Origin of the sequence: Nocardioides sp., assembly GCF_030019515.1 — a bacterium.
Lineage (GTDB): Bacteria > Actinomycetota > Actinomycetes > Propionibacteriales > Nocardioidaceae > Nocardioides.
This window is the reverse complement of sequence record NZ_JASEEQ010000010.1, coordinates 111,413-135,151: the sequence shown is the minus strand read 5'-3', so window position 1 is coordinate 135,151 and position 23,739 is coordinate 111,413. Positions and strand designations below refer to the sequence as shown.

The following is a 23,739-nucleotide window of genomic DNA, read 5'->3' as shown; positions in this document are numbered from 1 at the left end:
GCAGATGGCGCGCCGTCAGTCGTCGTCGCTGGCGAGGTCCTCGTCGTGGGTGCCCGGCCGGGGTGCCCACGGCAGCTCCTTGGCGGGGCGTACGACGATCAGCCGGTCGCCGCGGGCGAGCTGGGTGACCACCGGGTCGAAGTAGCGGTACACCTTCTCGTCGCGGACCACGGCGATCACCTGGTCGGGCAGCCGCTGGGGCTGTCGACCGACCTCGTTGACCAGCAGGTCGCGCTCGGCCACCTCGAGGCCCTCGCCGTACGTCAGCAGGTCCTCCATGACCGAGCCCAGGGTCGGGGACAGCGACGAGAGCCCCAGCAGCCGGCCGACCGCGTCGGAGGAGGTGATCACCGAGTTCGCACCGGACTGGCGCATCAGGGCGACGTTCTCCTGCTCGCGCACCGCGGCGACGATCCAGACCTCCGGGTTGAGCTGCCGCACCGTCAGCGTCGCCAGCACGTTGGAGTCGTCCCGGTCGGTGGTGATGATGACCTGGTCGGCGTTCTCCACGCCGGCTCGTCGCAGCACGTCCTGCCGGGTCGCGTCGCCGGTGACGACCGCGAGCCCGTCGGCGTGGGCCTCCTGGAGCGCCGCCGCTCCGGGGTCGACCACGATGATCGAGTCGCGGTCCTGGCCGTTGTTGACCAGGGTGTCGACGGCGGCCCGGCCCTTGGTGCCGTAGCCGACCACGACGACGTGGGATCTCATGTGCTGCCTCCAACGGGCGGCTCGGAACAGCTCGCGGCCCTGCGAGGCGAGCACCTCCAGGGTGGTCCCGATCAGCAGCACCAGGAAGGCGATGCGGAGCGGGGTGATCACGAACGCGTTGATCATCCGCGCGTGCCCGGCAACCGGGGTGATGTCGCCGTACCCCGTCGTGCTGAGCGTGACCGTCGTGTAGTAGATCGAGTCGACGAGGTCGACGTGCCCGGTCGGGTCGTTCCCGTCACGGTAGTTGTGCCGATCCAGGTAGACCAGCAGCACCGTGCCGAGCAGGATGGCCACCGCGAGCAGGACGCGTCGTCCGAGCTCCCACCACGGCGAGCGCACCGGGTCCGGCAACGACAGCTTCCCACGTGCGCGACCCTGCGTGATGTCGCTGGAGTCCTCGGCCACGGTGGTGAATCTAGCCGTTGTCGGGCCGCGCACCGATGCGACGCAGCCGCGACACGAGCTCGAGTCGTGCCCGGGTGGTGGCCTTCTGCGGGAAGACCGTGTCGAAGGCGGCGTTCACGGCCGCTCCGATGAGCACCGCGATCGAGACCAGGTACAGCCACAGGAGCACCGCGATCGGCGCCGCGAGCGGCCCGTAGATCGACCGCGAGTCGGTCGCGGTGGCCGTGAGGAACCAGCGCAGCAGGTATGACCCGACCACCCAGCAGAACAGCGAGAACGTCGCGCCGGGGAGGTTGAACGTCCAGTACGTCCGGACCGGCACCGACACGTGGTACAGCGTGGCGAGGAAGCAGATGCACACGACGGTCACGACCGGCCAGTAGAACCCCATCAGCAGGTCGAGCCGCTCCGGCAGCCAGTCCCCGACCAGGCTCGGGCCGGCGACCACCAGCGGCACCGACACCACGCCGGAGACCATCGCCAGGACGTAGAGGAGAAAGGAGAGCGCCCGGGTCTTCACGATCCCGCGACTGCCCCCGAGCCCGTGCATGATCGTGATGGTGTCGACGAACACGTTGAGCGCCCGCGACCCCGACCAGAGCGCGAGCACGAAGCCGACCGAGATGACGTCGAAGCGGCCGCCGCGGAGCACGTCGTCGATGGTCGGCTCGATGATCTTGTGCACCGCGCCGTCGGTGAGCGCCCGCTGGGAGAGGTCGACGACCGCGGCGCGCACGTCGGCGACCTGGGCGGGGCTGAACTGGTCGGTGACGTAGCCGATCGCGCCGGCCATCGCGAAGATCAGCGGAGGCACGGAGAGCACCGCGAAGAACGCCGCCTCGGCGGCCAGGCCCGTCACCCGGTACTTCAGGCAGGAGGCCACGGTGGTGACGATCAGCCGCCAGACCACCTCCCGCAGCTGGCGCAGCCGGAGCACCCACGGAGAGGTACGGGTGGCCTGTTCCTGGCGCTCCGCTCCCTCGGCCCCGGACATGGATCTACCGTAGGGCCATGCGATCCGACATCCGGGTATCCACCAACCAAGCGCCGCCGCTGGTCGGTCACAACGTCGTCACCACCGACCTCGCCCTCGTCGAGGCGATCACCCGACACGCCTCGGCCGAGGTCGTCGAGGACCTGGTCGCCCTCGGCGCCGAGGCCGGCACCGAGGAGGCCCGCGAGCACGGCCTGCTCGCGAACCAGAACGAGCCGCGCCTCAAGCCGTACGACCGGTTCGGCAACCGGATCGACGAGGTCGAGTTCCATCCCTCGTGGCACTGGCTGATGGGACGTGCCGTCGGCCACGGGCTGGCGGCCACGCCCTGGGAGCAGCAGGAGGCCGGCGCGGCACACGCCCACGTGCGTCGCGCCGCCGGCTTCATGGCCTGGTCGCACACCGAGCCGGGTCACGGCTGCCCGATCTCGATGACGTACGCCGCCGTCCCGGCCCTGCGGGCCGACGAGGCGATCGCCAAGGAGTGGACGCCCCTGCTGGCGTCCACGACGTACGACCCGGGCCTGCGGCCCGCCTCGGGCAAGGCCGGCGCGCTGGCGGGCATGGGCATGACGGAGAAGCAGGGCGGCTCGGACGTCCGCACCAACGTGACCGAGGCGCGACCGACGGCGACGCACGGCGAGTACACCCTTCACGGGCACAAGTGGTTCACCTCGGCCCCGATGAACGACATGTTCCTGGTCCTCGCGCAGGCCGACGGCCCGGCGCTGACCTGCTTCGTGGTCCCCCGCGTGCTGGCCGACGGGACCCGCAACCAGCTCGACGTCGTCCGCCTCAAGGACAAGCTCGGCAACCGGTCGAACGCCTCCGCCGAGCTCGAGCTCGACGGCACCGTCGCCTATCGGCTCGGCGACGAGGGACGCGGCGTGCGCACCATCATCGAGATGGTCGCCGCCACCCGCCTGGACTGCATCCTCGGCTCGACCTCGCTGATGCGTCGGGCGGTCAACGAGGCCACCTGGCACACCGCGCACCGCTCGGCGTTCGGCGCGCTCCTCGCCGACAAGCCGCTGATGCAGAACGTGCTGGCGGACCTCGCGGTCGAGACCGAGGCCGCGACGGCCGTCGCGGTCCGGCTGGCCGCGGCGGTCGACGGCCTGGGCCGGCCGGACGCCGCGGAGGCGGCGCACGAGGCCGCGTTCCGCCGGATCGCGCTGCCACTCGCGAAGTTCTGGGTCTGCAAGCGCACCCCGTTCCTCGTGGCGGAGGCGCTGGAGTGCCTGGGCGGCAACGGCTACATCGAGGAGTCGGGGATGCCGCTCCTCTACCGCGAGGCCCCGGTCAACTCGGTCTGGGAGGGCTCAGGCAACGTCAATGCCCTCGACGTGCTCCGCGCCCTGGGCCGCGAGCCCGAGGTGCTCGACGCCTGGATCACCGAGGTGGGCCGGGCCCGCGGCGGCGACGCCCGGCTCGACCGGGCGATCGAGGACACGCTGGGGCTGATCGGGTCCCTCCTGGGCGATCCCGACTCGCTCGAGGTGAACGCCCGGCGGCTCGCGAGCCGGATGGCGTTGTGCCTGCAGGGTGCGCTGCTGGTGCGCTTCGCTCCCCCGGAGGTCGCCGACGTGTTCTGCGCGTCCCGGCTCGGCACGTCGTACGACGGCGTCTTCGGCACCCTGGGCGGCGGCGACCTGCGGGCGATCGTGGACCGGGCGACACCCGCGCTCTGACCGGAGCCGCTCGGCTCCGGACAGAGCGGCTCCGGTCAGCTCAGGCCAGGTCGAGGCCCGGGTACAGCGGGTGCTTGTCGAGCAGCTCGCCCGCGGCGGCGTGGATCTTGTCGGCCACCCCGTCGCCGAGTCGGTAGGACGCCTTGGACGGCTTGCCGTCCTTGGTGGTGCCCGGCTCGGTGTTGGTGAGCACGTCCACGATCAGCTCGGCCACGCGGTCGAACTCGTCGTGACCGAAGCCCCGCGTGGTCAGCGCGGGCGTACCGAGGCGGATGCCGGAGGTGTACCAGGCGCCATTGGGGTCCTGCGGGATCGAGTTGCGGTTGGTGACCACGCCGGAGTCGAGGAGGGCGGACTCGGCCTGCCGGCCGGTGAGTCCGAAGCCCGAGACGTCGAGGAGCACCAGGTGGTTGTCCGTGCCGCCGGTGACCAGCCGCGCGCCGCGGGAGAGGAAGCCCTCGGCCAGCGACTTGGCATTGTCGGCGATGTTCTGGGCGTAGGTCCGGAACTCGGGGCGACGCGCCTCGGCGAGAGCCACGGCCTTGGCCGCCATCACGTGCGAGAGCGGGCCGCCGAGCACCATCGGGCAGCCGCGGTCGACATCGGCGGCGAACTCCTCCTGAGCCAGCACCAGGCCACCACGCGGGCCGCGCAGCGACTTGTGGGTGGTGGTCGTCGTGACGTGCGCGTGCGGGATCGGGTCCTCGTCGCCGGTGAACACCTTGCCGGCCACCAGACCGGCGAAGTGCGCCATGTCGACCATCAGCGTCGCGCCGACCTCGTCGGCGATCTCACGCATCTTCGCGAAGTTCACCCGGCGCGGGTACGCCGAGTACCCGGCGACGATCACCAGCGGCTTGAACTCGCGCGCCTTCGCGGCGACCGCGTCGTAGTCGAGCAGCCCGGTCTCCGGGTCGGTGCCGTACTGCTGCTGGTGGAACATCTTGCCGCTGATGTTCGGGCGGAAGCCGTGGGTGAGGTGACCACCGGCGTCCAGCGACATCCCGAGCAGCCGCTGGTTGCCGAGGTCGTGGCGCAGCGACTCCCAGTCCTCCTCGGTCAGCTCGTTGACGTTCTTGGCGCCGAGCCGCTCGAGCGCCGGGGTCTCCACCCGGTGGGCCAGGATCGACCAGAACGCGACCAGGTTCGCGTCGATGCCGGAGTGCGGCTGGGCGTACGCGTACGGCGCCCCGAAGAGCTCGCGGGCGTGCTCCGCGGCGAGCGCCTCGACCGTGTCGACGTTCTGGCAGCCGGCGTAGAAGCGGTGGCCGACGGTGCCCTCGGCGTACTTGTCGCTGAGCCAGGTGCCCATCGTCAGCAGCACCGCCGGCGAGGCGTAGTTCTCGCTCGCGATCAGCTTCAGCGAACCTCGCTGGTCGACGAGCTCCTGCCGGGTCGCCTCCGCGATCCGCGGCTCGACCGAGGCGATCACCTCGAGAGCCTGCTGGTACGCGCTGCTGGTGAGGGAACTGATGCGCTCGTCGCTCATGCGGCCAGCCTAGTGGTGGCCGTGGTGTGACGTGGGTCGCAGTCCACGCGCCCGCGGGGCGGATGCGCCTCGCCGTTGTCTCGCATAGCGGACTCTCGTTTCACATCATGAGATTTCGTCTTGTGGGATGCCCGTCCGCCCCCTGAGACTCCTTGACATGGTCTCCGCTGTGACGCACGCCTACCTCGTGGCTCGACGCCACGTGGACCTCGGGCGCACCCGCAGCATGATGTGTTGGCATTCCTGACCCTCGCCCACCGCGCAGCTGACCGCACCGGTTGACCGCAGGCCCCGACGACGTGGCCGCCCCCGGTTCGATGGTCGCTCGCACCGTCGCTTCAGGAAGCCCCGATGACTGATCTGCGCTACACCGTCCAGCCCGCCAGCAGCACCGAGATCCCGCGTCCCAAGCGGGCCGAGGGCCAGTGGGCCCTCGGCCTCCGCGAGCCGCTCAACGCCAACGAGCAGCAGAAGAAGGACGACAGTCCGCTCAACGTGCGCGACCGGATCGTGAACGTCTACAGCAAGCGCGGGTTCGACTCCATCGACCCCGCCGACCTGCGCGGCCGGTTCCGCTGGTACGGCATCTACACCCAGCGTCGCCCCGGGCTCGACGGCGGCAAGACCGGAGCCCTCGAGCCGCACGAGCTCGACGACCGCTACTTCATGATGCGGGTGCGCAGCGACGGGGCACTGCTCGGCGCCGAGCAGCTGCGGACGCTCGGCGGGATCTCCACCGACTTCGCCCGGGACACCGCCGACATCACCGACCGGCAGAACATCCAGTACCACTGGATCGACATCGTCGACGTCCCGGAGATCTGGGACCGCCTCGCCCGCGTCGGGCTGACCACCGAGGAGGCCTGCGGCGACTCCCCCCGTGGCTTCCTCGGCTCCCCGGTCGCCGGCGTCGCCAAGGACGAGATCATCGACGGGACCCCGGCCCTGTTGGAGATCGGCCGTCGGCGCGCGGGCAACCCCGACTACGCCAACCTCCCCCGCAAGTTCAAGACCTCCGTCTCCGGGCACCCCTCGCTCGACGCGACGCCGGAGATCAACGACGTCGCGTTCGTCGGCGTGGTGCACCCCGAGCTCGGCGCCGGCTTCGACCTGTGGGTCGGCGGCTCGCTGTCGACCAACCCCTTCCTGTCCGCCAAGATGGGCGTCTGGATCCCGCTCGACGAGGTCGCCGACGTGTGGGAGGGCGTGATCTCGATCTTCCGGGACTACGGCTACCGGCGCCTCCGGTCCCGGGCCCGACTCAAGTTCCTGGTCCAGGACTGGGGCATCGAGAAGTTCCGCGAGGTGCTCGAGAACGAGTACCTCCACCGCCGGCTCCCCGACTGCGCGTCGCCGGAGGTCGCGGCCGGCAACGGCGACCACATCGGCGTGCACGAGCAGAAGGACGGCCGGTTCTACGTCGGCGCGAGCGCGACCGTGGGACGCGTGAGCGGCAGCCTGCTGAGCCGGCTCGGCGACCTGGTGGAGAAGTACGGCGTGGACGGGGTCCGGCTGACGGCGTACCAGAAGCTGGTGATCCTCGGCGTCGACGGCGCCCGGGTCGACGAGCTGCTCGACGACCTGGAGCTGATCGGCCTGTCCGCGCGCCCCTCCCCATGGCGGCGCTCCACGATGGCCTGCACCGGCATCGAGTTCTGCAAGCTGGCGATCGTCGAGACCAAGCATCGGGCCAGCGCCCTGGTCGACGAGCTGGAGCGGCGCTTCCCCGACCTCGACACCCCGATCACCGTCAACGTGAACGGGTGCCCGAATGCCTGCGCGCGTACCCAGGTCGCGGACATCGGGCTCAAGGGCCAGCTCGTCCTGCACGAGGGCGAGCAGGTCGAGGGCTTCCAGGTGCACCTGGGCGGTGGCATCGGGCTCACCCAGCGGCTGGGCCGCAAGCTGCGCGCGCACAAGGTCACCAGCGCCGGGCTCGACGACTACATCACCTCGGTCGTCACCAACTACCTCACCGACCGCACCGACGGCGAGGCGTTCGCCGCCTGGGTCGAGCGCGCCGACGAGGAGCTGCTGCGCGGCGACAAGACCCTGGAGGCGGTGGCGACATGAGCGAGCGCGCCGTGCCCTTCCACTGCCCCTACTGCGGGGAGGAGGACCTGCGCCCACACGAGGTCCTCTCGGAGAACGGCGAGGTCCACTCGCCCCACGGCACCTGGGAGTGCCGCGCCTGCCTGCGCGCCTTCTCCCTGAAGATGCTCGGTCTGGTCCGCCCCTCGACCGCTGCGCCGGGAGCGCCGTTATGACCGCGGCGACCACGAACTCGGCTCGCAACTTCCGTGGCATCGAGACCGCTGGCCGCTCCTCCGAGGAGCTGCGCGAGCTGGTGTCCCACTGGGGCGCCGAGCTCGAGCTCGCGCCCGCCGAGGACATCGTCGAGTGGGCGGTGGCGACCTTCGGCGAGCGGTTCTGCGTGACGTCGTCGATGGCGGATGCCGTCCTCGCGCACCTGGTCTCCCGCGTCGCGGCGGGGGTCGACGTGCTCTTCCTGGACACCGGCTACCACTTCGCCGAGACGATCGGGACCCGGGACGCGGTCCAGGCGACGCTGCCGGTCAACCTGATCACGATCACCCCGGTGCAGGCGGTCGCCGAGCAGGACGCGGCGTACGGCACGGACCTCTACAAGACCGACCCCGACCTGTGCTGCGCGCTGCGCAAGGTGCAGCCGCTCGCGGACGCCCTCGAGGGGTACGACGCGTGGGCGACCGGGCTGCGCCGCGCCGAGACCCAGCACCGCGTGATCGCCCCGGTCATCGGCTGGGACGCCAAGCGCGGCAAGGTCAAGGTCTCGCCGCTGGCACGCTGGACCGACGAGGAGATCCAGCGCTACATCGCCGACCACGACGTGCTGGTGAACCCGCTCGCGTACGACGGCTACCCGTCCATCGGCTGCTGGCCCTGCACGCGCCGCGTGGCTCCCGGCGAGGACCCACGCAGCGGCCGCTGGGCCGGCACCACCAAGACCGAGTGCGGGATCCACTCATGACCCGGGTCCCGCACCCCAGCCCGGCCGACAGCGTGGCCGACCGTGGCGTGCCCGAGACGCACGATCCCGCACCAACCGCACGCACATGTAAGGAGGCGGCGTGATGGCTGCTCCTGCTCTGGTGGCTCTCGCTCACGGCAGTCGTGACCCGAGGTCTGCCGCAACGATCAAGGCCCTGGTCGACGAGGTCCGGGCGCTGCGCCCGGACCTGCGCATCGAGCCGGCGTTCCTCGATCTCTCCCGGCCGTCGTTCACGACGGTCGTGGACCGCCTCGTGAAGGCGGGCTTCGACGAGATCGTGGTCGTCCCGCTGCTGCTCACGGAGGCGTTCCACGCCAAGGTCGACGTGCCGAGCGCCGTCGCCGCGGCGACCGAGCGGCACCCCGGCCTGCAGATCCGCGCGACGTCGGTCCTCGGTCTCGAGGCGCAGTTCCTCGAGGTCCTCGACGTCCGCATGCGCGAGGCGCTGCGCGCCGCCCGGGCGCGAGAGCTCGACGCCATGGTGCTCGCTGCCGCCGGCTCGAGCGACCCGCTGGCGAACCAGTCCGTCGCCCGGCTCGGCCGGGTGTGGGGCGCGCGCCACAAGCTGCCGGTGACCGCCGCGTTCGCGTCGGCCTCTCCCCCGACCACCGGCGAGGCGGTCCGTGCCTTCCGCGCCGAGGGCCGGCGGCACATCGCGGTCGCCTCGCTCTTCCTCGCGCCGGGCTTCCTGCCGAACCGCGCGGCCGAGCTGGCGCTCGAGGCCGGTGCGATCGCCGTGTCCGAGCCGCTCGGCGCGCACCCGGAGGTGGCACGCACCGTGCTGGCGCGCTACGCCGTCGGTGCGGTCGAGCTGGTCCCCGTCTGAGCGGTTGAGCCGCCCGCAGGCCGCGGGCGGCTCAACCGACGAGCTTCTCCATCAGGTGCTCGAGCTGGCGCGCGGGGTCGCGGGTCAGCCCACCGTGGACCGGGCCGGGCTGCAGGACGGTGCTGCGCGGGGCCTTGAGGAAGCCGAAGCGCTGGCCGAGCGGCTCGCTGGCCGCGGCGCCGGCCCGCTCGTCCCCGCCGCAGACCCCTTCGACGAACTGCAGCGCGTCGCAGACCTGGTCCAGGTCGAGGCCGGGGTCGAGGGCGCGCAGCCGCTCGCGGTCGACGTGCCAGGCGACCTCGAGGAAGTCGGTGGCCTGGCAGTAGAGCACCACGCCCACGTTGACGAACTCCTCGCGGTCGACGCGGGGCACGCAGCGCAGGACGACGTACTGGTAGGCGAGCCGGGCGCTCGGTGCGGTCATCGCGCGGCCACCTCCGGGAGCCACTGGCGCGCGGCGAGCCGCGCGGACAGGAACTCGACGTACGCCGCACGGGCCGCGTCGGGACTCTCGGCGCCGGGGACCGGCTCGAGCCAGGCGTCCGGGACCGCCGCGAGCACCTCGGCGAACACGTCGGGCGAGAGCCCGGCCCGGACCTCCTCGTCGGCGGCCGGCAGCTGGCCGGCGAACGCGAGCAGGACATGGTCGTCCGGGCTCCACGGCTGCGCGGCGAACCGGGCCGGCGCGCCGTCCTTGGTCAGCGCGCCGCCGGGCCAGGCGTGGTGGAAGTACAGCGCGGCGCCGTGGTCGATCACCCACAGGTCGCCGTGCCACACCAGCAGGTTCGGGTTGCGCCAGGAGCGGTCGACGTTGGCGGTGAAGGCATCGAGCCACAGCACCTTGCCGGCCACGCCGGCGTCGGTCGGGACCTCGCCGTCGAAGCCGAACGCGCCGGGCAGGAAGTCCACGCCGAGGTTGAGCCCGGGGCTGGCGTTGAGCAGGTCCTGGACCTCCTCATCGGCCTCGTAGCGGGCGATCTCGGGGTCCAGGTCGAGCGCGACCAGCTGGGGCGTGCGCAGCCCGATCCGGCGGGCCAGCTCGCCGACGATGACCTCCGCGACCAGCACACGGACGCCCTGCCCGGCGCCGCGGAACTTGCACACGTACGTACCGAGGTCGTCGCCCTCGACGATCCCCGGCAGGCTGCCACCCTCGCGCAGCGGCGTGACGTAGCGGGTCACGGCGACCGTGGGGATCACGAGGCCTGGTCCTGGGGGTCCTCGAGGTCCTCGTGGAGCAGCCGGGCCCGCTCCGCCGCCACGTCGAAGTCCGCGGTCGGCCACCGCAGGTCGAGCCCGCGCAGGGTCTCGAGAAGGAGCTGTCCGATCGCGAGGTTGCGGTACCACTTGGCGTCGCTCGGCACGAGGTGCCAGGGCGCGACCTCGGTGCCGGTGTGCTCGATCGCCGCCTCGTAGGCGCGGCGGTAGTCGGCCCAGCGGGCACGCTCGTCGACGTCGTGGGGGTTGTACTTCCAGTGCTTCGACGGCTGGTCGAGCCGGGCGAGCAGGCGCTTGCGCTGCTCCCCGGGCGAGATGTGCAGCAGGCACTTGAGGACGGTGGTCCCCTCCGCCACGAGGCCGCGCTCGAAGTCGTTGATCGCCTCGTAGCGGCGCTCGATCTCCGCCTGGTCGACCAGCCCGTGCACCCGCGGGACGAGCACGTCCTCGTAGTGCGAGCGGTCGAAGACGCCGATCAGGCCGGGCCCCGGCAGGGCCTTGCGGATCCGCCAGAGGAAGTCGTGGGCACGCTCCTCCTCGGTCGGTGCCTTGAACGAGGTGATCCGGACGCCCTGCGGGTCGACCAGGCCGACGGTGTGCCGCAGGATGCCGCCCTTGCCGGAGGTGTCCATGCCCTGCAGGACCAGGAGCAGCCGGCGCGGGGAGCCCTTGCGGCCCTCGGCGAAGAGCCGCTCCTGGAGGTCGGAGAGCTCCGGCCCCAGGTCGGCCAGGGCCTGCTTGCCGGCCTCCTTGCCGCCCTCGACCCCGGCCGTGCGGTCGGTGCGGAGCGCGGCGAGGTCGACGGGCCCGGGCGGGATGAGCGGAGCGTGCGCGGTCATCGCGCCATCATCCCAGTACCCGCGGCACGTCGAGGCTGCAGCCCACGACGGTGTCGACCGACCCGTCCTCCTTCGGCTCGTCGAACCACACGCCCTCGGTGAACCCGGCCTTGGCGAGCATCCGCAGCGACGCGGCATTGCGGTGGTCGGGCGCCGCGAAGTATGTCGTCGCCGCGGGGAAGCGCTGCCGGGCGCGGGCCATCCACGCCCAGAGCACCCGGGCACCGAGGCCGCGGCCGCTCCACTCCTCGCACAGCGCGTAGTCGACACCGACCGCGTCCGGGTCGGGACCGAGCATGGCGTAGTCCGGGTAGTCGCCGACCCGGTAGTCCTGGACGAAGCCCACCGATCGGCCGTTGACCTCGGCCACCCACATCCGGGTCGGTCGCATCCCGTCGATGCACGGGCCGTAGCGCGCCTCGATCCGCTCCTGGGTCGGTTCGCCCTCGGCGGCCCACCAGCGGCGGATGTGCTCGCTCTGCCGCCAGCGCGTGACGTCCGGCAGGTCGCCACGGGTCATCGCCCGCACCGCGATCCGGTTGTCGTGGTCGACGGCGAACTGCTTCACCTCACCCGAGAGGTCCACCGGCACCGGGTCGGCGTGCAGACTCGCGACGGTACGCCGGGCGGCGGCCGCCCAGGCCTCGCCCTCGTGCACGACACCGGTGAGGTCGCGGCCGCGGTCGTGGACGACCACCCGGTGGCCGTTCACGAGGCACCTGCCGGGCGCCGGGTCAGCGGTGGCTCGGCCGACCACGGGAAGTCGATCCACGACTCGGTGCGGCGCCAGGCGTAGTCGGGGCGCACGAGCGTCCAGGGCTTCTCGTAGATCACCGCGATCCGCGCCTCGGCGACGTGGTCCGCGCAGAAGTCGCGGACGATCTCCAACGTCCGGCCGGTGTCGGCGACGTCGTCGGCGATCAGCACCCTGAGACCCGCCAGGTCGACGGCGTCGGGGGTCGGCGGCAGCACCACGGGGAGCTCCAGCCGCTCGTCCACCCCGGTGTAGAACTCGACGTTGATCGCGGAGAGGTTCTTCACGTCCAGCGCGTAGCCCAGCCCCATCCCGAGGCCGAGACCGCCGCGGGCGATCGAGAGCACCAGGTCGGGCTCGTAGCCGGAGTCGACGACCTGCTGGGCCAGCTCTCGCACCGCGATGCCGAACAGCTCGTACGTCAGGACCTCGCGCTCACTCGCCACCTGGGCATTCTTGCCCAGCCGAGGCCAGCTCGTCGCGCACTACCGCGAACGCCAGGCCGGATCCGTAGCCCTTGCGGGCCAACAGGCCCACGAGCCGCCGGGTCGCGGTTGTCTCGTCGACCCGGGCCAGGGAGCGCAGCTTCTTGCGCACCAGGGCCCGGGCGGCCGCCTCCTCGTCGGCCGGGTCCACCTCGTCGAGAGCCTCGCGCGCCACCTCGTCGGCGACGCCCTTGCGGCGCAGCTCCTGGGCCAGGGCCCGTCGGGCGAGGCCCTTGTTGGGCTGACGGGACTGCACCCAGGCCCGGGCGAAGGCGCGGTCGTCGACCAGGCCGACCTCCTCGAACCGGTCGAGGAGCCGGGTGGCGACCTCGTCGGGCACGTTGCGCGAGGCGAGCTTGTCGCTCAGCTCCTTGCGGCTGCGGGCCTGCCCGGTGAGCTGGTCGAGCAGGATCTTGCGGGCCACCGCCTCGGGGTCGGCGTCGGGCCCGTCGGCAACCGGGTCGGGCGGGGCCGACGCACGTTGGGTCCACGCGTCGACCCCGGCCGCGACATCACCGAGCCAGGGCGGCGGCTGTCGGGACTCAGAAGTCGCCGACACCGATCGGCTCCGCCGGCAGCTCGGCCACGTCCTGGTCGACGGTCGGCCCGACGCCGAGCTTCTCGAGGATCTTCTTCTCGAGCTCGTTGGCCAGGTCGGGGTTGTCGCGCAGGAAGGCGCGAGCGTTCTCCTTGCCCTGGCCGAGCTGGTCGCCCTCGTAGGTGTACCAGGCGCCGGCCTTGCGAACCAGGCCCGCCTCGACGCCGACGTCGATCAGGCCACCCTCGCGGCTGATGCCCTTGCCGTACATGATGTCGAACTCGGCCTGCTTGAACGGCGGGGCCACCTTGTTCTTCACGACCTTGACGCGGGTCCGGTTGCCGACCATGTCGGTGCCGTCCTTGAGCGTCTCGATGCGGCGCACGTCGAGGCGGACCGAGGCGTAGAACTTCAGTGCCTTGCCGCCGGTGGTGGTCTCGGGCGAGCCGAACATCACGCCGATCTTCTCGCGCAGCTGGTTGATGAAGATCATCGTGGTCTTGGAGTTGTTGAGCGCACCGGTCATCTTCCGCAGCGCCTGGCTCATCAGGCGGGCCTGGAGGCCGACGTGACTGTCGCCCATCTCGCCCTCGATCTCGGCCCGGGGCACCAGCGCGGCGACCGAGTCGATCACGATCAGGTCGAGCGCACCGGAACGGATCAGCATGTCCGCGATCTCGAGCGCCTGCTCACCGGAGTCGGGCTGGGAGACCAGCAGCGCGTCGGTGTCGACGCCGAGGTTCTTCGCGTAGTCGGGGTCGAGGGCGTGCTCGGCGTCGATGAACGCCACGATGCCGCCGGCGCGCTGGGCGTTGGCCACCGCGTGCAGGGCGACGGTCGTCTTGCCCGAGGACTCCGGGCCGTAGATCTCCACGACGCGACCGCGCGGGAAGCCGCCCAGGCCGAGTGCGACGTCGAGGGCGATCGAGCCGCTCGGGATGATCTCGAGCGGGGCCCGGACCTCGTCACCGAGGCGCATGACCGAGCCCTTGCCGAACTGCTTCTCGATGTTGGCGAGTGCGGCGTCCAGGGCCTTCTCGCGGTCTCCTCCAGCCATCTGCTGCTTCCTCTTCTCTCGTCGTGGTCCAGGCACATCGGCGACGCTAGAGCGAGCCACCGACAGTGCCCTGATCAGCACCGCCGAAGCTGTGGACGACCTCGCTCCGCGTCGTACCTGTGGACCCAACCTAGCCCGAACACCTGTTCGACGTCGGCAGGAGGGGCGGCGTGTCGTCCGGACCTCCGCTCTCCTCAGAGGTAGGTCAGATCGATGCCGTCGGCCCACGACGAGCACGTGCAGCCCTCGGGGTCCGGCAGCCCGGCGACCGCCCGGGTCAGGACCCCCTCGAGCCGGCCGAGGTTCGCGCGGAACAGCGCGAACACCTCCTCCTGGCTGACCCCCGCCCCGCTCTCGGCGCCGGCGTCCATGTCCGTGACCAGCGCGATCGTGGCGTAGCGCAGCCGCAGCTCGCGGGCGAGCGCCGCCTCGGGTGCCCCGGTCATGTTGACCAGCGCCCAGCCCTGCGCGGCGTAGTGGCGCGACTCGGCTCGGGTGGAGAAGCGCGGCCCCTCGATCACCACCATCGCTCCCCCGACGCGGGCGTCGGGCGCCGCGGCCAGCAGCGCGGCCGAGACCCCCGGGCAGTACGGGTCGGCGAACGGCAGGTGCACCGCACCGGTCTCGACATAGCTCGACACCCGCCCCTGGGTGCGGTCGACCAGCTGGTCGGGCACCACGACGTCCCCGGGCGCCACCTCCGGGCTCAGGCCGCCCACCGCGCACGGCGCCAGCACCTGGCGCACACCGAGCGAGCGCAGCGCCCAGAGGTTGGCGCGGTAGGGGATCCGGTGGGGTGGGTACTCGTGGTGCCGGCCGTGCCGGGGCAGGAACGCCACCCGGCGGTCGGCGACGGTGCCGACCGAGACCGGGGCCGAGGGCGCACCGTACGGCGTGTCCACGACGTGCTCCTCGACCTCCTCCCCGGCGGCGCCGAGGAAGGAGTAGAAGCCGGTGCCGCCGATCACGGCGACGTCCGCGGTCGTCACGGTCCCACCCTGCCAGTCCGCGTGCCGTCCCGAGCGGCGTCCCCGGTGGCGGCCCGGGTGGTCGCGCGGGCGCCCAGGCCACCGACGGCCACCAGCGCCACCAGGCCGATCGCCGAGATGGCCAGCTCCGGGTAGCCCCAGGCGCCGACCACCACCCCGGCGAGGCCACCGGCACCGGCCGCGGTCAGGCCCATCACGAGGTCGGCCGCGCCCTGGACGTCGGTGCGCGCGTCGAGCGGCGCGTGCTGCGCGATCAGTGTCGAGGCGGCGACGGTCGCGAACGACCACCCCAGCCCGAGCAGGAAGAGCGCGGCGAAGATCTCCCAGGAGCTGCCCTCCGGCGCACGCGCGGCGAGCACCAGTGCCGCGAGCAGCAGCCCCGCGCCCTCGACGAGGACCGCCGGCCGGCCGGTGCGGTCGGCGAGCATGCCGACCAGCGGCGAGAACGCGAACATGCCGAGCACGTGCACGCTGATCACGATGCCGATCACCCGCAGCTCGGCGTGCCCGTGCTCCATGTGCAGCGGGGTCATCACCATCACCGCGACCATCGCGGCGTGGGAGCAGGCCATGGCCAGGACCGCGAACGCGATCACCGGACGCTCCCGGGTCGCGGCGACGGCGCGCCGCCAGCCGGTCCCGCCGTCGGGTGGCGTGGCCGGGGCGCCGGCCACCTCGCGGGCCAGCAGCAACGGGTCGGGGCGCAGCAGCAGGAACGTGAGGAGGGCGGCACCGAGCATGCCCAGGCTGCCGAGGGCGAACGGGCCCGTGAGCTCGGGGATGCCGAGCCAGCCGGCCAGCGCACCCGCCGGCCCGGTCAGGTTCGGGCCGGCGACCGCGCCGATGGTCGTCGCCCACACCACCGTGGAGAGCGCCCGGCCCTTGTGGGCGTCCTCGGCGAGGTCGGTCGCGGCGTACCGGGCGCTGCTGTTCGCCGCGGTCGTCGAGCCGAGCAGCACCGCGCCGATCAGCAGCACCAGCATCGAGTCGAGCACGCCGGCCAGCACGGCGAGCACGGCACCGGCCGCGCCCAGGAGGTAGCCGGTCACCAGGCCGACCCGCCGGCCGCGCACCGACATCAGCCGCGCGAGCAGGTACGCCGCGATCGCGGCGCCGAGCACCTGGAAGGTCTGCGCGAGGCCGGCCTGGCTCTCCGACCCGGAGATGTCCCGGGCCAGCAGCGACGCGGTCGCGATGCCGATCGTGATGCCGATCGCGCCGACCGCCTGCGCGGCGACGAGGGTGCGCATCGTGCGCCGCTGCACCGCCGCGACGTCGGGCAGGGAGTCCACGCTCACCGGGCGCTCACCGGGCGCTCACCGCTTGCTCGCCGGCAGCCCGAGCGCGGCCCAGACCGCGCCCCACACCCGTTTGGGCGGCACCCCGGCGGCGAGCGCCTGCGAGGCGGTCCGGCCGTCGAGCTCGGCCAGCACGTACATCTCCGCCCAGGAGCGGGCGTACGCCGGCCCCAGGGCGTCGTCCATCCGGGACCAGAACTCGGTGTGTCTCATGGGTTCCTCACCGTCGCCTCACCGTCGCCTCACGCACGCGTCGCCCGCACGTCCAGCCACGGCTCGCCGGTGCGGCTGCTCACGACGTGCTCGACCCGGTCGACGGTCCAGCCCGCGCCCTCCAACGCGGCCCGCAGCGGGGCCTCCCGCCAGTAGACGAAGTGGCGGGGCGCGCCGACGAAGCCGTGTGTGGACCAGGCCTCGCCGTCGCCCTCCTTCAGCCACAGCAGGAGTGCGCCTCCCGGACGCGTGGCCCCGGCCAGGCGGCGCAGCACCGTCGGCAGGTCGGTCCGGTCGACGTGGAGCAGGCTGGCGCTCGCCCAGACGCCGTCGTACGGCGTGCCCGGAGCACGCGGGTCGGTCAGGTCGTCCACGAGCGGGTCCAGCAGGTCGGCCTCGTGGCCGGCCTCGCGCAGCAGGTCGACGAAGGCCGGGGTGATGTCCGTGCGGCGCACGGACAGGCCCGCCTGCTCGAGGACCGCCGCGTCGCGTCCGCCGCCGCTGCCGATCTCGAGCACGCGAGCGCCCGGGCCGAGCGCGACCACGAGGTCGGCGACCTGCGCGGCGGTCTCCGCCGAGACGTCGTTCGTCCCGTCCCGGTAGGCGGCGGCATGGGCGTCGTAGGCCACGACGGTGGCCCGGGCGGCGAGCGCCCGCACGTCCCAGGCGTGGTGGACGATGTCGTGGAGGTGGTAGCGGCCCAGGCTCTCGACCGTGAACTCGCTGTCGTCGCCGCGCAGGCCGCGGCGACCCCAGGCGTCCGGCGGCACCGCCTCGTAGCGGGCCGCGACGACCGCCGCCGCGTCGAGGAGGTCGGTGGCGACGGTGGCCGGGTCCTGCTCGGCGTACCGCTCGGCGATCGCGGTCTCGTCCTGGTCCCAGTTGGCGAACCGCGGGTCGGTCTCGTCGAGCATCAGCCCGATCCGGGCGTCGAAGAGGCGGTGCACGTCGCGGACGTGGCAGGCGTACTCGAGCGCCGACCACGTCGCCGGCTCCGGGCGGTCGGTGGCGTCCGCGAGGGTCAGCACCGCCTCCCAGGTCGTGGCGTTGTCACGCACGACCTCGGCGAGCCGGTCGACGGTGACCCGGGACGCCTCGAAGCCGCACTCGGGGCAGGGCCGCTCGAGGACCCAGGTCCAGTCCTTGGTATCCGGGACGATCGCGCCGCCCCGGGACGTGTCACTGCTCATGGCGCCATCCAACCAGCCAGGTCCCACACCCGCGCGCGGGATCCGGCCAGGCTCCGCGAAGATGGCGCCCCGAGCTGTGGAGCCTGCGGCTGGCGAGCACCGAGCCCGGCGACCATGTCATGGTGACCGACCGCGGGGGCGCGGTGGTCAGCTCTGTTTCCTCGGGCGGCTACCGGCCGCGGCCCTGTCGGCACGACCACGCCGGTGCGGGTGGCCCTCGCGCAGCGGACCGCCACGACTCGGAGAAGGTGTCGCGTTGAGACTGCCTACATCCAGGGCGAGTCGGTGGATCGTCGCGCAGCGGTTCGTGTGGTGACCAGATCAGTCGATCGACAGGTCAGGCAGGTCGCAATCCCGGAACCCGATACTGCGCCCAACGCACACCGCCAACAACGCCGGCAAGGTCTCGCGGAAGGTGTGGCCGTCATGGGTGTAGGTCACTTCGATGCCCGTCCGGACATGCCGCCCTGGCTCGGTGGCACGAATCCCGAGAAGCAGCTCCCAGCCGATGTCATTCGGCGTCCTCGCCGCGAGGGGAGTGCCAAGGCCATCATCGACGATGTGCCCCTTCAGGTCGCGGTGCCGCGGTGGATAGGTCTCCATGTACTGCACGGATCCGATGGTGCGCTCGGGGTCAGCAAGACTGACTCCAACCAACTCCAACCCGGAGTCGCCCAGCAGACGGACATTTTGCAGTTCCACTTCGCCGTCGGCGTCGAAGTTCAAGGTCTCGAGCCCGTCGGTGAACGTCGTGTCTGGGTCGACGCCGATGGCCCAGGCGTGCTCTGAGACCGAGCGCAACGGTCCGTCGGGTCGGAAAGCTTCGCCGACGGTGCCAGTGCGGGCAGCACAACCCTCAAACGTCACGGCGGTGGCGAGCACTGCGACGGCCGCCACCACCCTGGGACGCCGAACGGTCACGAGCTTTCCTTCACCAGGTCGGCGCGCGGTCGGGTCAGGCGCGAGGACGATCTTCCGCTCCGACAACGGCACCAGGTTCCGGAGGTCCCGCGTCAGATGACTGTCGAGGCAGTGGGCTAGACCAACCATGCGTCCCGAAATCGACCTGCCCAGACGGTGGATCGACGCCGAGCCGTGGGGGCTGTGCTTGCGCTGAGCAGCCGGACGTCCTCACCACGCCGCCGCGGATCCCTTCTAGGCTGCGGTCATGACCCGCACCTCGGCCCGCTCCGGGTCCCCCTTCGAGTCCGCCATCGGCTTCAGCCGCGCGGTCCGCGTCGGCTCGATCGTCGCGGTCAGCGGCACCGCGCCGGTGTGGCCGGACGGCACCGTCGACCCCGACCCGGCGGTGCAGGCGCGCCGGTGCTGGGAGATCTGCCTGACCGCCCTCATCGAGCTCGGCGGGTCGGTCGCCGACGTGGTGCGGACCCGGCAGTACGTCGTCTCCGCCGCGGACGGGGACGCGATCGGCGCCGTGCACGGCGAGGTGTTCGGCGACGTGCGGCCCGCCTCGACCATGGTCGTGGTGGCCGGGCTGCTCGACCCGCGGTGGAAGGTCGAGGTCGAGCTGGACGCCGTGCTCGACTCCTAGTTCCGCCCGACCTCAGTCCCGCTCGACCTCGAGGCCCAGCCACCGCGCCAGGTCCGCGATCTCGGCGTCGACCGCCGCGCGCATCCGAGAGGTGAGCGGCTCGTCCTCGTGGAGCGCCGTCACCCGCAGCACCCCGGCCGAGCGGTCCGCGGTGGCGTCGAGCTTGCCGACCAGCCGGTCGCCGTACAGGACCGGCAGCGCGTAGTAGCCCCAGCGGCGCTTGGCCGCGGGCTTGTACATCTCCAGCAGGTACTCGTAGTCGAACAGCTCCGCCAGCCGCTTGCGGTCGGCGACGAGACGGTCGAACGGCGAGAGGAGCGCGGCCCGCCCGGCGAACGGCGTCCCGTCGAGGTAGTGCGGGTCGACCCGCCACTCCCCCTTCACGCCCTCGACGACGGCCGGCTCCCCGACGTCACCGACGTCGTACGGCTCCCCGGGCACCTCCGCGACCCGCACCCGCGCGATCCCCAGCGATCGCAGCCGCCGCCGGCGCTGCTGGAGGTTCGCCTCCGCGGCCGGCGGTGCGGGGTCGTCGGGGTACACCCGCTCGGCAAGGTCCCAGAGCCGGTCCTTGCCCCAGCCACCGGCGGTCGCGACCTCACCGCGCTGCACCATGAACCCCAGCATCCGCTGGACGTTCTTGTTGTTCGTCCAGCCGCTGCTCCCCCACGGCACCTCGCAGGTGTCGGGCAGCTCCCGGATCGGCAGCGGGCCGTCCGCACGCAGCCGCTCGAGCAGGTCGAGCCGGCAGGCCTGGTTCGCCTCGACCCACGCGACCCGCTGAACCTGCCAGTCCCGGAGCTCGCCGGTGCCCGGCCAGTGGGCCATCTCGTCGCGGAACAGCGCGATGTCCTCGGCCGGACGCAGCAGCCCGTGCAGGTCGATGACCCGCTGCTCGTCGACGGCGTCGCGCAGCTCGCCGACGTCGTACGCCGACCCGAGCCGGCTCCACAGCACCAGGTCCGCGCTCGGCGCGACGGCACTGATCGGGTCGTGCTGCAGCACGGTCAGGTGCCGCAGCACCGACGCCAGGCCGGCCGGCCGCTCGGCGTCCAGCAGCTGCGCGCGGACGGCGATCCGGCGCGCGTCCGCCTGGGAGAGCTGGTGCGGCCCGGTCACGGCACGAGGGTAGTCAAACCGGTTGTTCCTGCCACCGTGCCGAGGGTTTGCTGGGGACATGAGCTCCGACCCGATCAAGGTAGATCGCGCCACCGACGCCGAGCGGTACCTCGCCAGCGACCACACCGTCTGGTTCGCGGAGGTACCGAGCGCGCCGACGGAGGTGCAGCTGACCGGGCTCCCGGCCGACCAGCGCTTCGCCGCCGAGCTGGACGACGCGGACCCGGCGACCTACCCAGGGATCTACGGCGTGTTCCCCCTGTCCTTGTCGATCCCCGGCCCCGAGGCGGGCGCACGGCAGGCGCCGTGCGCGGGGCTGAGCTGGGTGGGGGTGCACCCCGACCACCGGCGCCGGGGCGTCCTGACCGCGATGCTGCGCCACCACTTCGAGCAGGTCCGCGCGGACGGCCTGCACCTCTCGGCCCTGCACGCCAGCGAGCCGGCGATCTACGGGCGGCACGGCTACGGCCTGGCGTCGTTGGAGCTCGAGGTGCGGCTCGGGCGGGGTACGGCGCTGTCCGCGCCCCATCTCGAGAACGCCGCGGCCGCGATCACCACCCGGATGGTCGCGGCGTCGGAGCCCGACGTACCGGCGCGGCTGCGGGCCTGCCATCTCGCCCACGCCGAGCTGGGTACGGTCGTCGGCGAGCTCGGCTACTACCACCGGGTGTGCCTGCAGCTGCCCGAGCACCTGCGCGGCAAGGAGCCGTGGCGGGTGCTGTTCGCGCGGCGCGACGGCGTGGACGTCGGGTTCGCTGCGTTCCGGCGCACCGAGAAGTGGGAGAAGGCGCGGCCGGCCGGCGAGGCGGAGGTCTGGACGGTCGTCGGCGAGCCGGCGGCCCGCCTCGCGCTGCTGCGGCGGCTGGTCGACCTGGACCTGATCGCGACCGTGAAGGTCGGCTCCGTCGGCGCGGACGACCCGCTGCTTTCCTGGCTCGGCGGCCCGCGCGCCGCCTCCGAGGTGGAGACCTACGACGGCCTGTGGGTGCGGCTGGTCGACCTGCCGGCCGCGCTGCAGGCCCGGGCGTGGAGCGCACCGTGCGATGTCGTGGTCGAGGTCACGGACACCGCGGCGCCCTGGAACGACGGGGTGTGGCGGATCCGGGCGGCTGCTGCGGGCGAGGCGGCGGTGGAGCGGACCGCCGGGGACCCGGACCTGCGCCTGGACGTCGCGGCGCTGGGGGCGGCGTACCTCGGCGGCGCGAACCTGCTCGCCCGGCACCGGGCGGGCCTGGTGCAGGAGCAGCGGCCCGGCGCGGTGCGAGAGCTGTGGCGGGCCATGCGGACCGATCTCGCGCCGACCGCGGCGGTGGGGTTCTGAGCGGGCGATGACCGTGCCGACGCGCGGGGACTCGGCCACTCGGTGGATGCGTCCGAACTTCGCAGTCGCACTGCGGGGAGATACGGGATGCGCGACCGCGGCCTGATCGGCGACGACGGCGCGCTGGTCGACCTCGGTCGCGCCGTCAAGCAGCGGGTCGAGGTCGGCACCAGGGCTTCTGGCCGACGCTCCAGTGCCAGCCGCCCGCCCGCACGTGCCGTGCTCACGCGAGCTTGGGCGCCTTCAGCGCCAACGCCACGACGGCCGCCGCGCCCTGCACGTCCGGCGGCACCCCACCCGCCCTGCGCGCGTTGGCGTGGTCGAGCATCACGGAGACGAACGTCTCCGCGGCCTGGCGGCGGAGGGTGTTCGCCAACGTCCACTCGACGGCTTGGTCCAGCGCGGACTCGGTGAGCTCGACAAGCGAATGCCGTAAGCGACGAAGGTGGTCACGCACCTGCGGATGGGTGCCGCTCTCGCGGAAGATGATCGTCCGCAACACCAGCGAGTCGTGGTTGTCCAGCCCGATCCTGCGATGCAGGGCCACCAGCGACCCGGCGGGATCACCACGCCGTACGACACCTGTGACCACCTCCGTCGTCGGCACCGGAAGCCGCTCCTGCAACAGCGTCAGCAGCAGGTCGATCTTGCGTGGGAAGTAGTAGAAGACCAGTCCCTTGGGCACCTTGGCGGCATCGGCCACGCGGGCAGTCGGCGTCGCGTCGAAGCCGTCCTCGGCGAAGAGCTCCTCGGCCGCGTCGAGGATGCGGGTGCGGCGGTCATCAGCTGCCATCAGTACTCCGGAAGGTCGGCGGACGGACAGGACGAGGGGACGGGCAGGCCGCGATCGACGGCCTGCCCGCCGCCGTTGACCTGAGCCGCCCCTAGTGCGGGATCAGCCTGTGGTGCATCCTCTGCTCGATCCCGGGCAGGCTCAACAGCCCGGCCACCACCGTGACCGCACCGACGATCCACGCCGTCACGGCCATGTCGTTGTCGGTGCTGGCGAGGTCCATCACCCAAGGGGACCCGACGAACAGCACACCCATGAGCACCAACGCATACCCGGTCACCCGGTCCTCCGACATCGCCATCGACCCCAGCGCGACCGCCGCCGTCACGACACCGAGGACCACCATCGTCCAGGTTGCCGCGTCGTCCATCTCGATGAAAAGCGGTGACAGCGCTGCGCAGGCGCCAGCCACGAACGCCGCCCAGGCTTGCCATCGTGTCCACATCTGCATCAGTGGTTCCTCACTTTCACCCTCGGACCCGTCGCTACTCAGGCGGATCGTCCACCACCAGGATGCGCCTTGATTGACCGCCCGGTCAAGCCTCCCTCCGCGATCGCCCGGTGGTCCGAGGTGGCTCGGCACAAGCACCAGGACCGGGAGCCGGGCGAGTACGCCGGCGCTGCCGTCACGGGCACCTCTGGAATCGTGGAACGCCGGTACGGGCTCGAACGTCTCACCAACATGCGCGTACGTGGACTGCTCACCCTGGCGGTGGCCGTCTCGTTTCTCGCCGGTTGCGGCGACCAGGGCAGCTCGGGCGCGAGCCGCGACGACTCGGGGATCGCCGGCCTGGTCCACCTCGGGCCGCAGTGCCCTGTCCAGACCGAGGACGACCAGTGCGCCGACAAGCCGGCGGCCGGCGCGAGGATCACGGTGACCACGGAGTTCCCCGGTGACTCCAGTTCCGGCGACAACGTGGTCGCGCGCACGACCACCGAAACGGATGGCACCTACCGAATCGCCGTGGCACCCGGCGCCTACGTCGTGACCGCTGACGCCGGCATGTCGTGCGACCCGGCGCACGCACAAGTCAGAGTCGGCGCCTACTCGAAGGTCGACATCGGCTGCGACACGGGAATCCGCTGACACCGGCGACTCCGGCAGAACACTCGGATCGGCTGCGATTCGCGCCGGGGATGTCGGCCAGACCCGTGCCGATGCCGCACGCCGGCGAGCCGGCCGCCCCGGAGCTGCCCCTCCCGGCCCGGTAGCCGGGCCCCGACTG

The 23,739-nt window shown here is 72.3% G+C and carries 26 protein-coding genes; 8 read left to right on the top strand and 18 right to left on the bottom strand.

The features are described from left to right. Nucleotides 1-15 precede the first annotated feature (15 nt). Both QMC84_RS15125 and QMC84_RS15120 read right to left on the bottom strand, forming a co-directional pair. Entirely contained in the window at nt 16-1,116 is a 1,101-nt protein-coding gene (locus QMC84_RS15125; RefSeq protein WP_300375993.1) for a potassium channel protein, read from the bottom strand. Nucleotides 1,117-1,126: 10 nt separating this feature from the next. Next, nucleotides 1,127-2,110, bottom strand: a complete 984-nt coding sequence (locus QMC84_RS15120) for a YihY/virulence factor BrkB family protein (RefSeq protein ID WP_300375991.1) — start codon at nt 2,108-2,110, stop codon at nt 1,127-1,129. 17 nt (nt 2,111-2,127) lie between these two features. On the opposite strand from QMC84_RS15120, the gene QMC84_RS15115 reads away from it, so the two are divergent. After that, complete coding sequence (locus QMC84_RS15115) at nt 2,128-3,801, top strand: acyl-CoA dehydrogenase family protein (protein WP_300375989.1); 1,674 nt, start codon at nt 2,128-2,130, stop codon at nt 3,799-3,801. A gap of 40 nt (nt 3,802-3,841) precedes the next feature. Here QMC84_RS15115 and QMC84_RS15110 read toward each other — a convergent pair whose 3' ends face one another. Next, nucleotides 3,842-5,290 carry a glycine hydroxymethyltransferase gene (locus QMC84_RS15110; protein ID WP_300375987.1) on the bottom strand — a complete coding sequence of 483 codons (1,449 nt, stop codon included), beginning with the start codon at nt 5,288-5,290 and terminating at the stop codon, nt 3,842-3,844. A gap of 351 nt (nt 5,291-5,641) precedes the next feature. Between QMC84_RS15110 and QMC84_RS15105 the strand changes: the two genes are divergently transcribed. The 4 genes from QMC84_RS15105 to QMC84_RS15090 all read left to right on the top strand — a co-directional run bounded on the left by QMC84_RS15105 (nt 5,642) and on the right by QMC84_RS15090 (nt 9,147). Continuing rightward, entirely contained in the window at nt 5,642-7,363 is a 1,722-nt protein-coding gene (locus tag QMC84_RS15105; RefSeq protein ID WP_011755798.1) for a nitrite/sulfite reductase, read from the top strand. Then, nucleotides 7,360-7,557, top strand: a complete 198-nt coding sequence (locus QMC84_RS15100) for a hypothetical protein (protein WP_300375983.1) — start codon at nt 7,360-7,362, stop codon at nt 7,555-7,557. The genes QMC84_RS15105 and QMC84_RS15100 overlap by 4 nt, the downstream gene beginning before the upstream one ends. After that, complete coding sequence (locus QMC84_RS15095) at nt 7,554-8,300, top strand: phosphoadenylyl-sulfate reductase (protein WP_300375981.1); 747 nt, start codon at nt 7,554-7,556, stop codon at nt 8,298-8,300. Before QMC84_RS15100 ends, QMC84_RS15095 begins: the two co-directional genes overlap by 4 nt. A gap of 103 nt (nt 8,301-8,403) precedes the next feature. Further along, nucleotides 8,404-9,147: a CbiX/SirB N-terminal domain-containing protein gene (locus QMC84_RS15090; protein WP_300375979.1), complete on the top strand. Its 744-nt coding sequence runs from the start codon at nt 8,404-8,406 to the stop codon at nt 9,145-9,147. A gap of 31 nt (nt 9,148-9,178) precedes the next feature. Here QMC84_RS15090 and QMC84_RS15085 read toward each other — a convergent pair whose 3' ends face one another. The 12 genes from QMC84_RS15085 to QMC84_RS15030 form a co-directional block, all read right to left on the bottom strand. After that, the gene (locus tag QMC84_RS15085; protein ID WP_300375977.1) at nt 9,179-9,571 is read right to left on the bottom strand and encodes a DUF3037 domain-containing protein; all 393 of its coding nucleotides are present in this window, start codon (nt 9,569-9,571) and stop codon (nt 9,179-9,181) included. Beyond that, the gene (locus tag QMC84_RS15080; protein WP_300375975.1) at nt 9,568-10,347 is read right to left on the bottom strand and encodes a HipA family kinase; all 780 of its coding nucleotides are present in this window, start codon (nt 10,345-10,347) and stop codon (nt 9,568-9,570) included. The genes QMC84_RS15085 and QMC84_RS15080 overlap by 4 nt, the downstream gene beginning before the upstream one ends. Beyond that, nucleotides 10,344-11,204 carry a polyphosphate kinase 2 family protein gene (locus tag QMC84_RS15075; RefSeq protein ID WP_300375973.1) on the bottom strand — a complete coding sequence of 287 codons (861 nt, stop codon included), beginning with the start codon at nt 11,202-11,204 and terminating at the stop codon, nt 10,344-10,346. Before QMC84_RS15075 ends, QMC84_RS15080 begins: the two co-directional genes overlap by 4 nt. A gap of 7 nt (nt 11,205-11,211) precedes the next feature. Next, entirely contained in the window at nt 11,212-11,916 is a 705-nt protein-coding gene (locus QMC84_RS15070; protein WP_300375971.1) for a GNAT family N-acetyltransferase, read from the bottom strand. Next, a complete protein-coding gene (locus tag QMC84_RS15065) occupies nt 11,913-12,404 on the bottom strand; it encodes a phosphoribosyltransferase family protein (RefSeq protein ID WP_300375969.1) in 492 nt (163 codons plus the stop codon). Before QMC84_RS15065 ends, QMC84_RS15070 begins: the two co-directional genes overlap by 4 nt. Continuing rightward, nucleotides 12,394-13,002, bottom strand: coding sequence for a regulatory protein RecX (locus QMC84_RS15060; protein ID WP_300375967.1), 609 nt, complete (start codon nt 13,000-13,002; stop codon nt 12,394-12,396). Before QMC84_RS15060 ends, QMC84_RS15065 begins: the two co-directional genes overlap by 11 nt. Beyond that, a complete protein-coding gene (gene recA / locus QMC84_RS15055; protein ID WP_011755788.1) occupies nt 12,986-14,038 on the bottom strand; it encodes a recombinase RecA in 1,053 nt (350 codons plus the stop codon). The genes QMC84_RS15060 and recA overlap by 17 nt, the downstream gene beginning before the upstream one ends. A 194-nt stretch (nt 14,039-14,232) precedes the next feature. Then, complete coding sequence (locus tag QMC84_RS15050; RefSeq protein WP_300375963.1) at nt 14,233-15,027, bottom strand: S-methyl-5'-thioadenosine phosphorylase; 795 nt, start codon at nt 15,025-15,027, stop codon at nt 14,233-14,235. Then, nucleotides 15,024-16,325: an MFS transporter gene (locus tag QMC84_RS15045; protein WP_300375961.1), complete on the bottom strand. Its 1,302-nt coding sequence runs from the start codon at nt 16,323-16,325 to the stop codon at nt 15,024-15,026. Before QMC84_RS15045 ends, QMC84_RS15050 begins: the two co-directional genes overlap by 4 nt. Nucleotides 16,326-16,343: 18 nt before the next feature. Then, nucleotides 16,344-16,538, bottom strand: coding sequence for a DUF3046 domain-containing protein (locus tag QMC84_RS15040; RefSeq protein ID WP_300375959.1), 195 nt, complete (start codon nt 16,536-16,538; stop codon nt 16,344-16,346). Nucleotides 16,539-16,567: 29 nt separating this feature from the next. Beyond that, entirely contained in the window at nt 16,568-17,728 is a 1,161-nt protein-coding gene (locus QMC84_RS15035) for a methyltransferase domain-containing protein (protein WP_300375957.1), read from the bottom strand. 321 nt (nt 17,729-18,049) lie between these two features. Continuing rightward, nucleotides 18,050-18,649 carry a hypothetical protein gene (locus tag QMC84_RS15030; RefSeq protein WP_300375955.1) on the bottom strand — a complete coding sequence of 200 codons (600 nt, stop codon included), beginning with the start codon at nt 18,647-18,649 and terminating at the stop codon, nt 18,050-18,052. Between the two features lie 247 nt (nt 18,650-18,896). Between QMC84_RS15030 and QMC84_RS15025 the strand changes: the two genes are divergently transcribed. Next, nucleotides 18,897-19,280: a RidA family protein gene (locus tag QMC84_RS15025; RefSeq protein ID WP_300375953.1), complete on the top strand. Its 384-nt coding sequence runs from the start codon at nt 18,897-18,899 to the stop codon at nt 19,278-19,280. Between the two features lie 12 nt (nt 19,281-19,292). On the opposite strand, the gene QMC84_RS15020 is transcribed toward QMC84_RS15025, so the two are convergent. Next, on the bottom strand, nt 19,293-20,399 hold the full coding sequence (locus QMC84_RS15020) for a crosslink repair DNA glycosylase YcaQ family protein (RefSeq protein WP_300375951.1): 1,107 nt from the start codon (nt 20,397-20,399) through the stop codon (nt 19,293-19,295). A 58-nt stretch (nt 20,400-20,457) separates the two neighbouring features. Here QMC84_RS15020 and QMC84_RS15015 point away from each other — a divergent pair, with 58 nt between their 5' ends. Beyond that, nucleotides 20,458-21,720 (top strand): GNAT family N-acetyltransferase, encoded by a 1,263-nt coding sequence (locus QMC84_RS15015; RefSeq protein WP_300375949.1) that lies wholly within the window; start codon nt 20,458-20,460, stop codon nt 21,718-21,720. Nucleotides 21,721-21,943: 223 nt separating this feature from the next. Here the strand turns inward: QMC84_RS15015 and QMC84_RS15010 are convergent, their stop codons facing one another. Then, entirely contained in the window at nt 21,944-22,513 is a 570-nt protein-coding gene (locus tag QMC84_RS15010) for a TetR/AcrR family transcriptional regulator (protein WP_300375947.1), read from the bottom strand. A gap of 91 nt (nt 22,514-22,604) precedes the next feature. Then, nucleotides 22,605-22,883: an SPW repeat protein gene (locus tag QMC84_RS15005; RefSeq protein WP_300375945.1), complete on the bottom strand. Its 279-nt coding sequence runs from the start codon at nt 22,881-22,883 to the stop codon at nt 22,605-22,607. Nucleotides 22,884-23,033: 150 nt separating this feature from the next. On the opposite strand from QMC84_RS15005, the gene QMC84_RS15000 reads away from it, so the two are divergent. Continuing rightward, nucleotides 23,034-23,600, top strand: a complete 567-nt coding sequence (locus QMC84_RS15000; protein WP_300375943.1) for a carboxypeptidase-like regulatory domain-containing protein — start codon at nt 23,034-23,036, stop codon at nt 23,598-23,600. Nucleotides 23,601-23,739 lie beyond the last annotated feature (139 nt).

Excerpts from the sequence above, each read along its gene's own strand:
- QMC84_RS15120 (WP_300375991.1), bottom strand. The coding sequence starts at position 2,110 with ATGTCCGGGGCCGAGGGAGCGGAGCGCCAGGAACAGGCCACCCGTACC.
- QMC84_RS15115 (WP_300375989.1), top strand. The coding sequence starts at position 2,128 with ATGCGATCCGACATCCGGGTATCCACCAACCAAGCGCCGCCGCTGGTC.
- QMC84_RS15110 (WP_300375987.1), bottom strand. The coding sequence starts at position 5,290 with ATGAGCGACGAGCGCATCAGTTCCCTCACCAGCAGCGCGTACCAGCAG.
- QMC84_RS15105 (WP_011755798.1), top strand. The coding sequence starts at position 5,642 with ATGACTGATCTGCGCTACACCGTCCAGCCCGCCAGCAGCACCGAGATC.
- QMC84_RS15100 (WP_300375983.1), top strand. The coding sequence starts at position 7,360 with ATGAGCGAGCGCGCCGTGCCCTTCCACTGCCCCTACTGCGGGGAGGAG.
- QMC84_RS15095 (WP_300375981.1), top strand. The coding sequence starts at position 7,554 with ATGACCGCGGCGACCACGAACTCGGCTCGCAACTTCCGTGGCATCGAG.
- QMC84_RS15090 (WP_300375979.1), top strand. The coding sequence starts at position 8,404 with ATGGCTGCTCCTGCTCTGGTGGCTCTCGCTCACGGCAGTCGTGACCCG.
- QMC84_RS15085 (WP_300375977.1), bottom strand. The coding sequence starts at position 9,571 with ATGACCGCACCGAGCGCCCGGCTCGCCTACCAGTACGTCGTCCTGCGC.
- QMC84_RS15075 (WP_300375973.1), bottom strand. The coding sequence starts at position 11,204 with ATGACCGCGCACGCTCCGCTCATCCCGCCCGGGCCCGTCGACCTCGCC.
- recA (WP_011755788.1), bottom strand. The coding sequence starts at position 14,038 with ATGGCTGGAGGAGACCGCGAGAAGGCCCTGGACGCCGCACTCGCCAAC.
- QMC84_RS15040 (WP_300375959.1), bottom strand. The coding sequence starts at position 16,538 with ATGAGACACACCGAGTTCTGGTCCCGGATGGACGACGCCCTGGGGCCG.
- QMC84_RS15035 (WP_300375957.1), bottom strand. The coding sequence starts at position 17,728 with ATGAGCAGTGACACGTCCCGGGGCGGCGCGATCGTCCCGGATACCAAG.
- QMC84_RS15025 (WP_300375953.1), top strand. The coding sequence starts at position 18,897 with ATGACCCGCACCTCGGCCCGCTCCGGGTCCCCCTTCGAGTCCGCCATC.
- QMC84_RS15015 (WP_300375949.1), top strand. The coding sequence starts at position 20,458 with ATGAGCTCCGACCCGATCAAGGTAGATCGCGCCACCGACGCCGAGCGG.
- QMC84_RS15010 (WP_300375947.1), bottom strand. The coding sequence starts at position 22,513 with ATGGCAGCTGATGACCGCCGCACCCGCATCCTCGACGCGGCCGAGGAG.
- QMC84_RS15005 (WP_300375945.1), bottom strand. The coding sequence starts at position 22,883 with ATGGACGACGCGGCAACCTGGACGATGGTGGTCCTCGGTGTCGTGACG.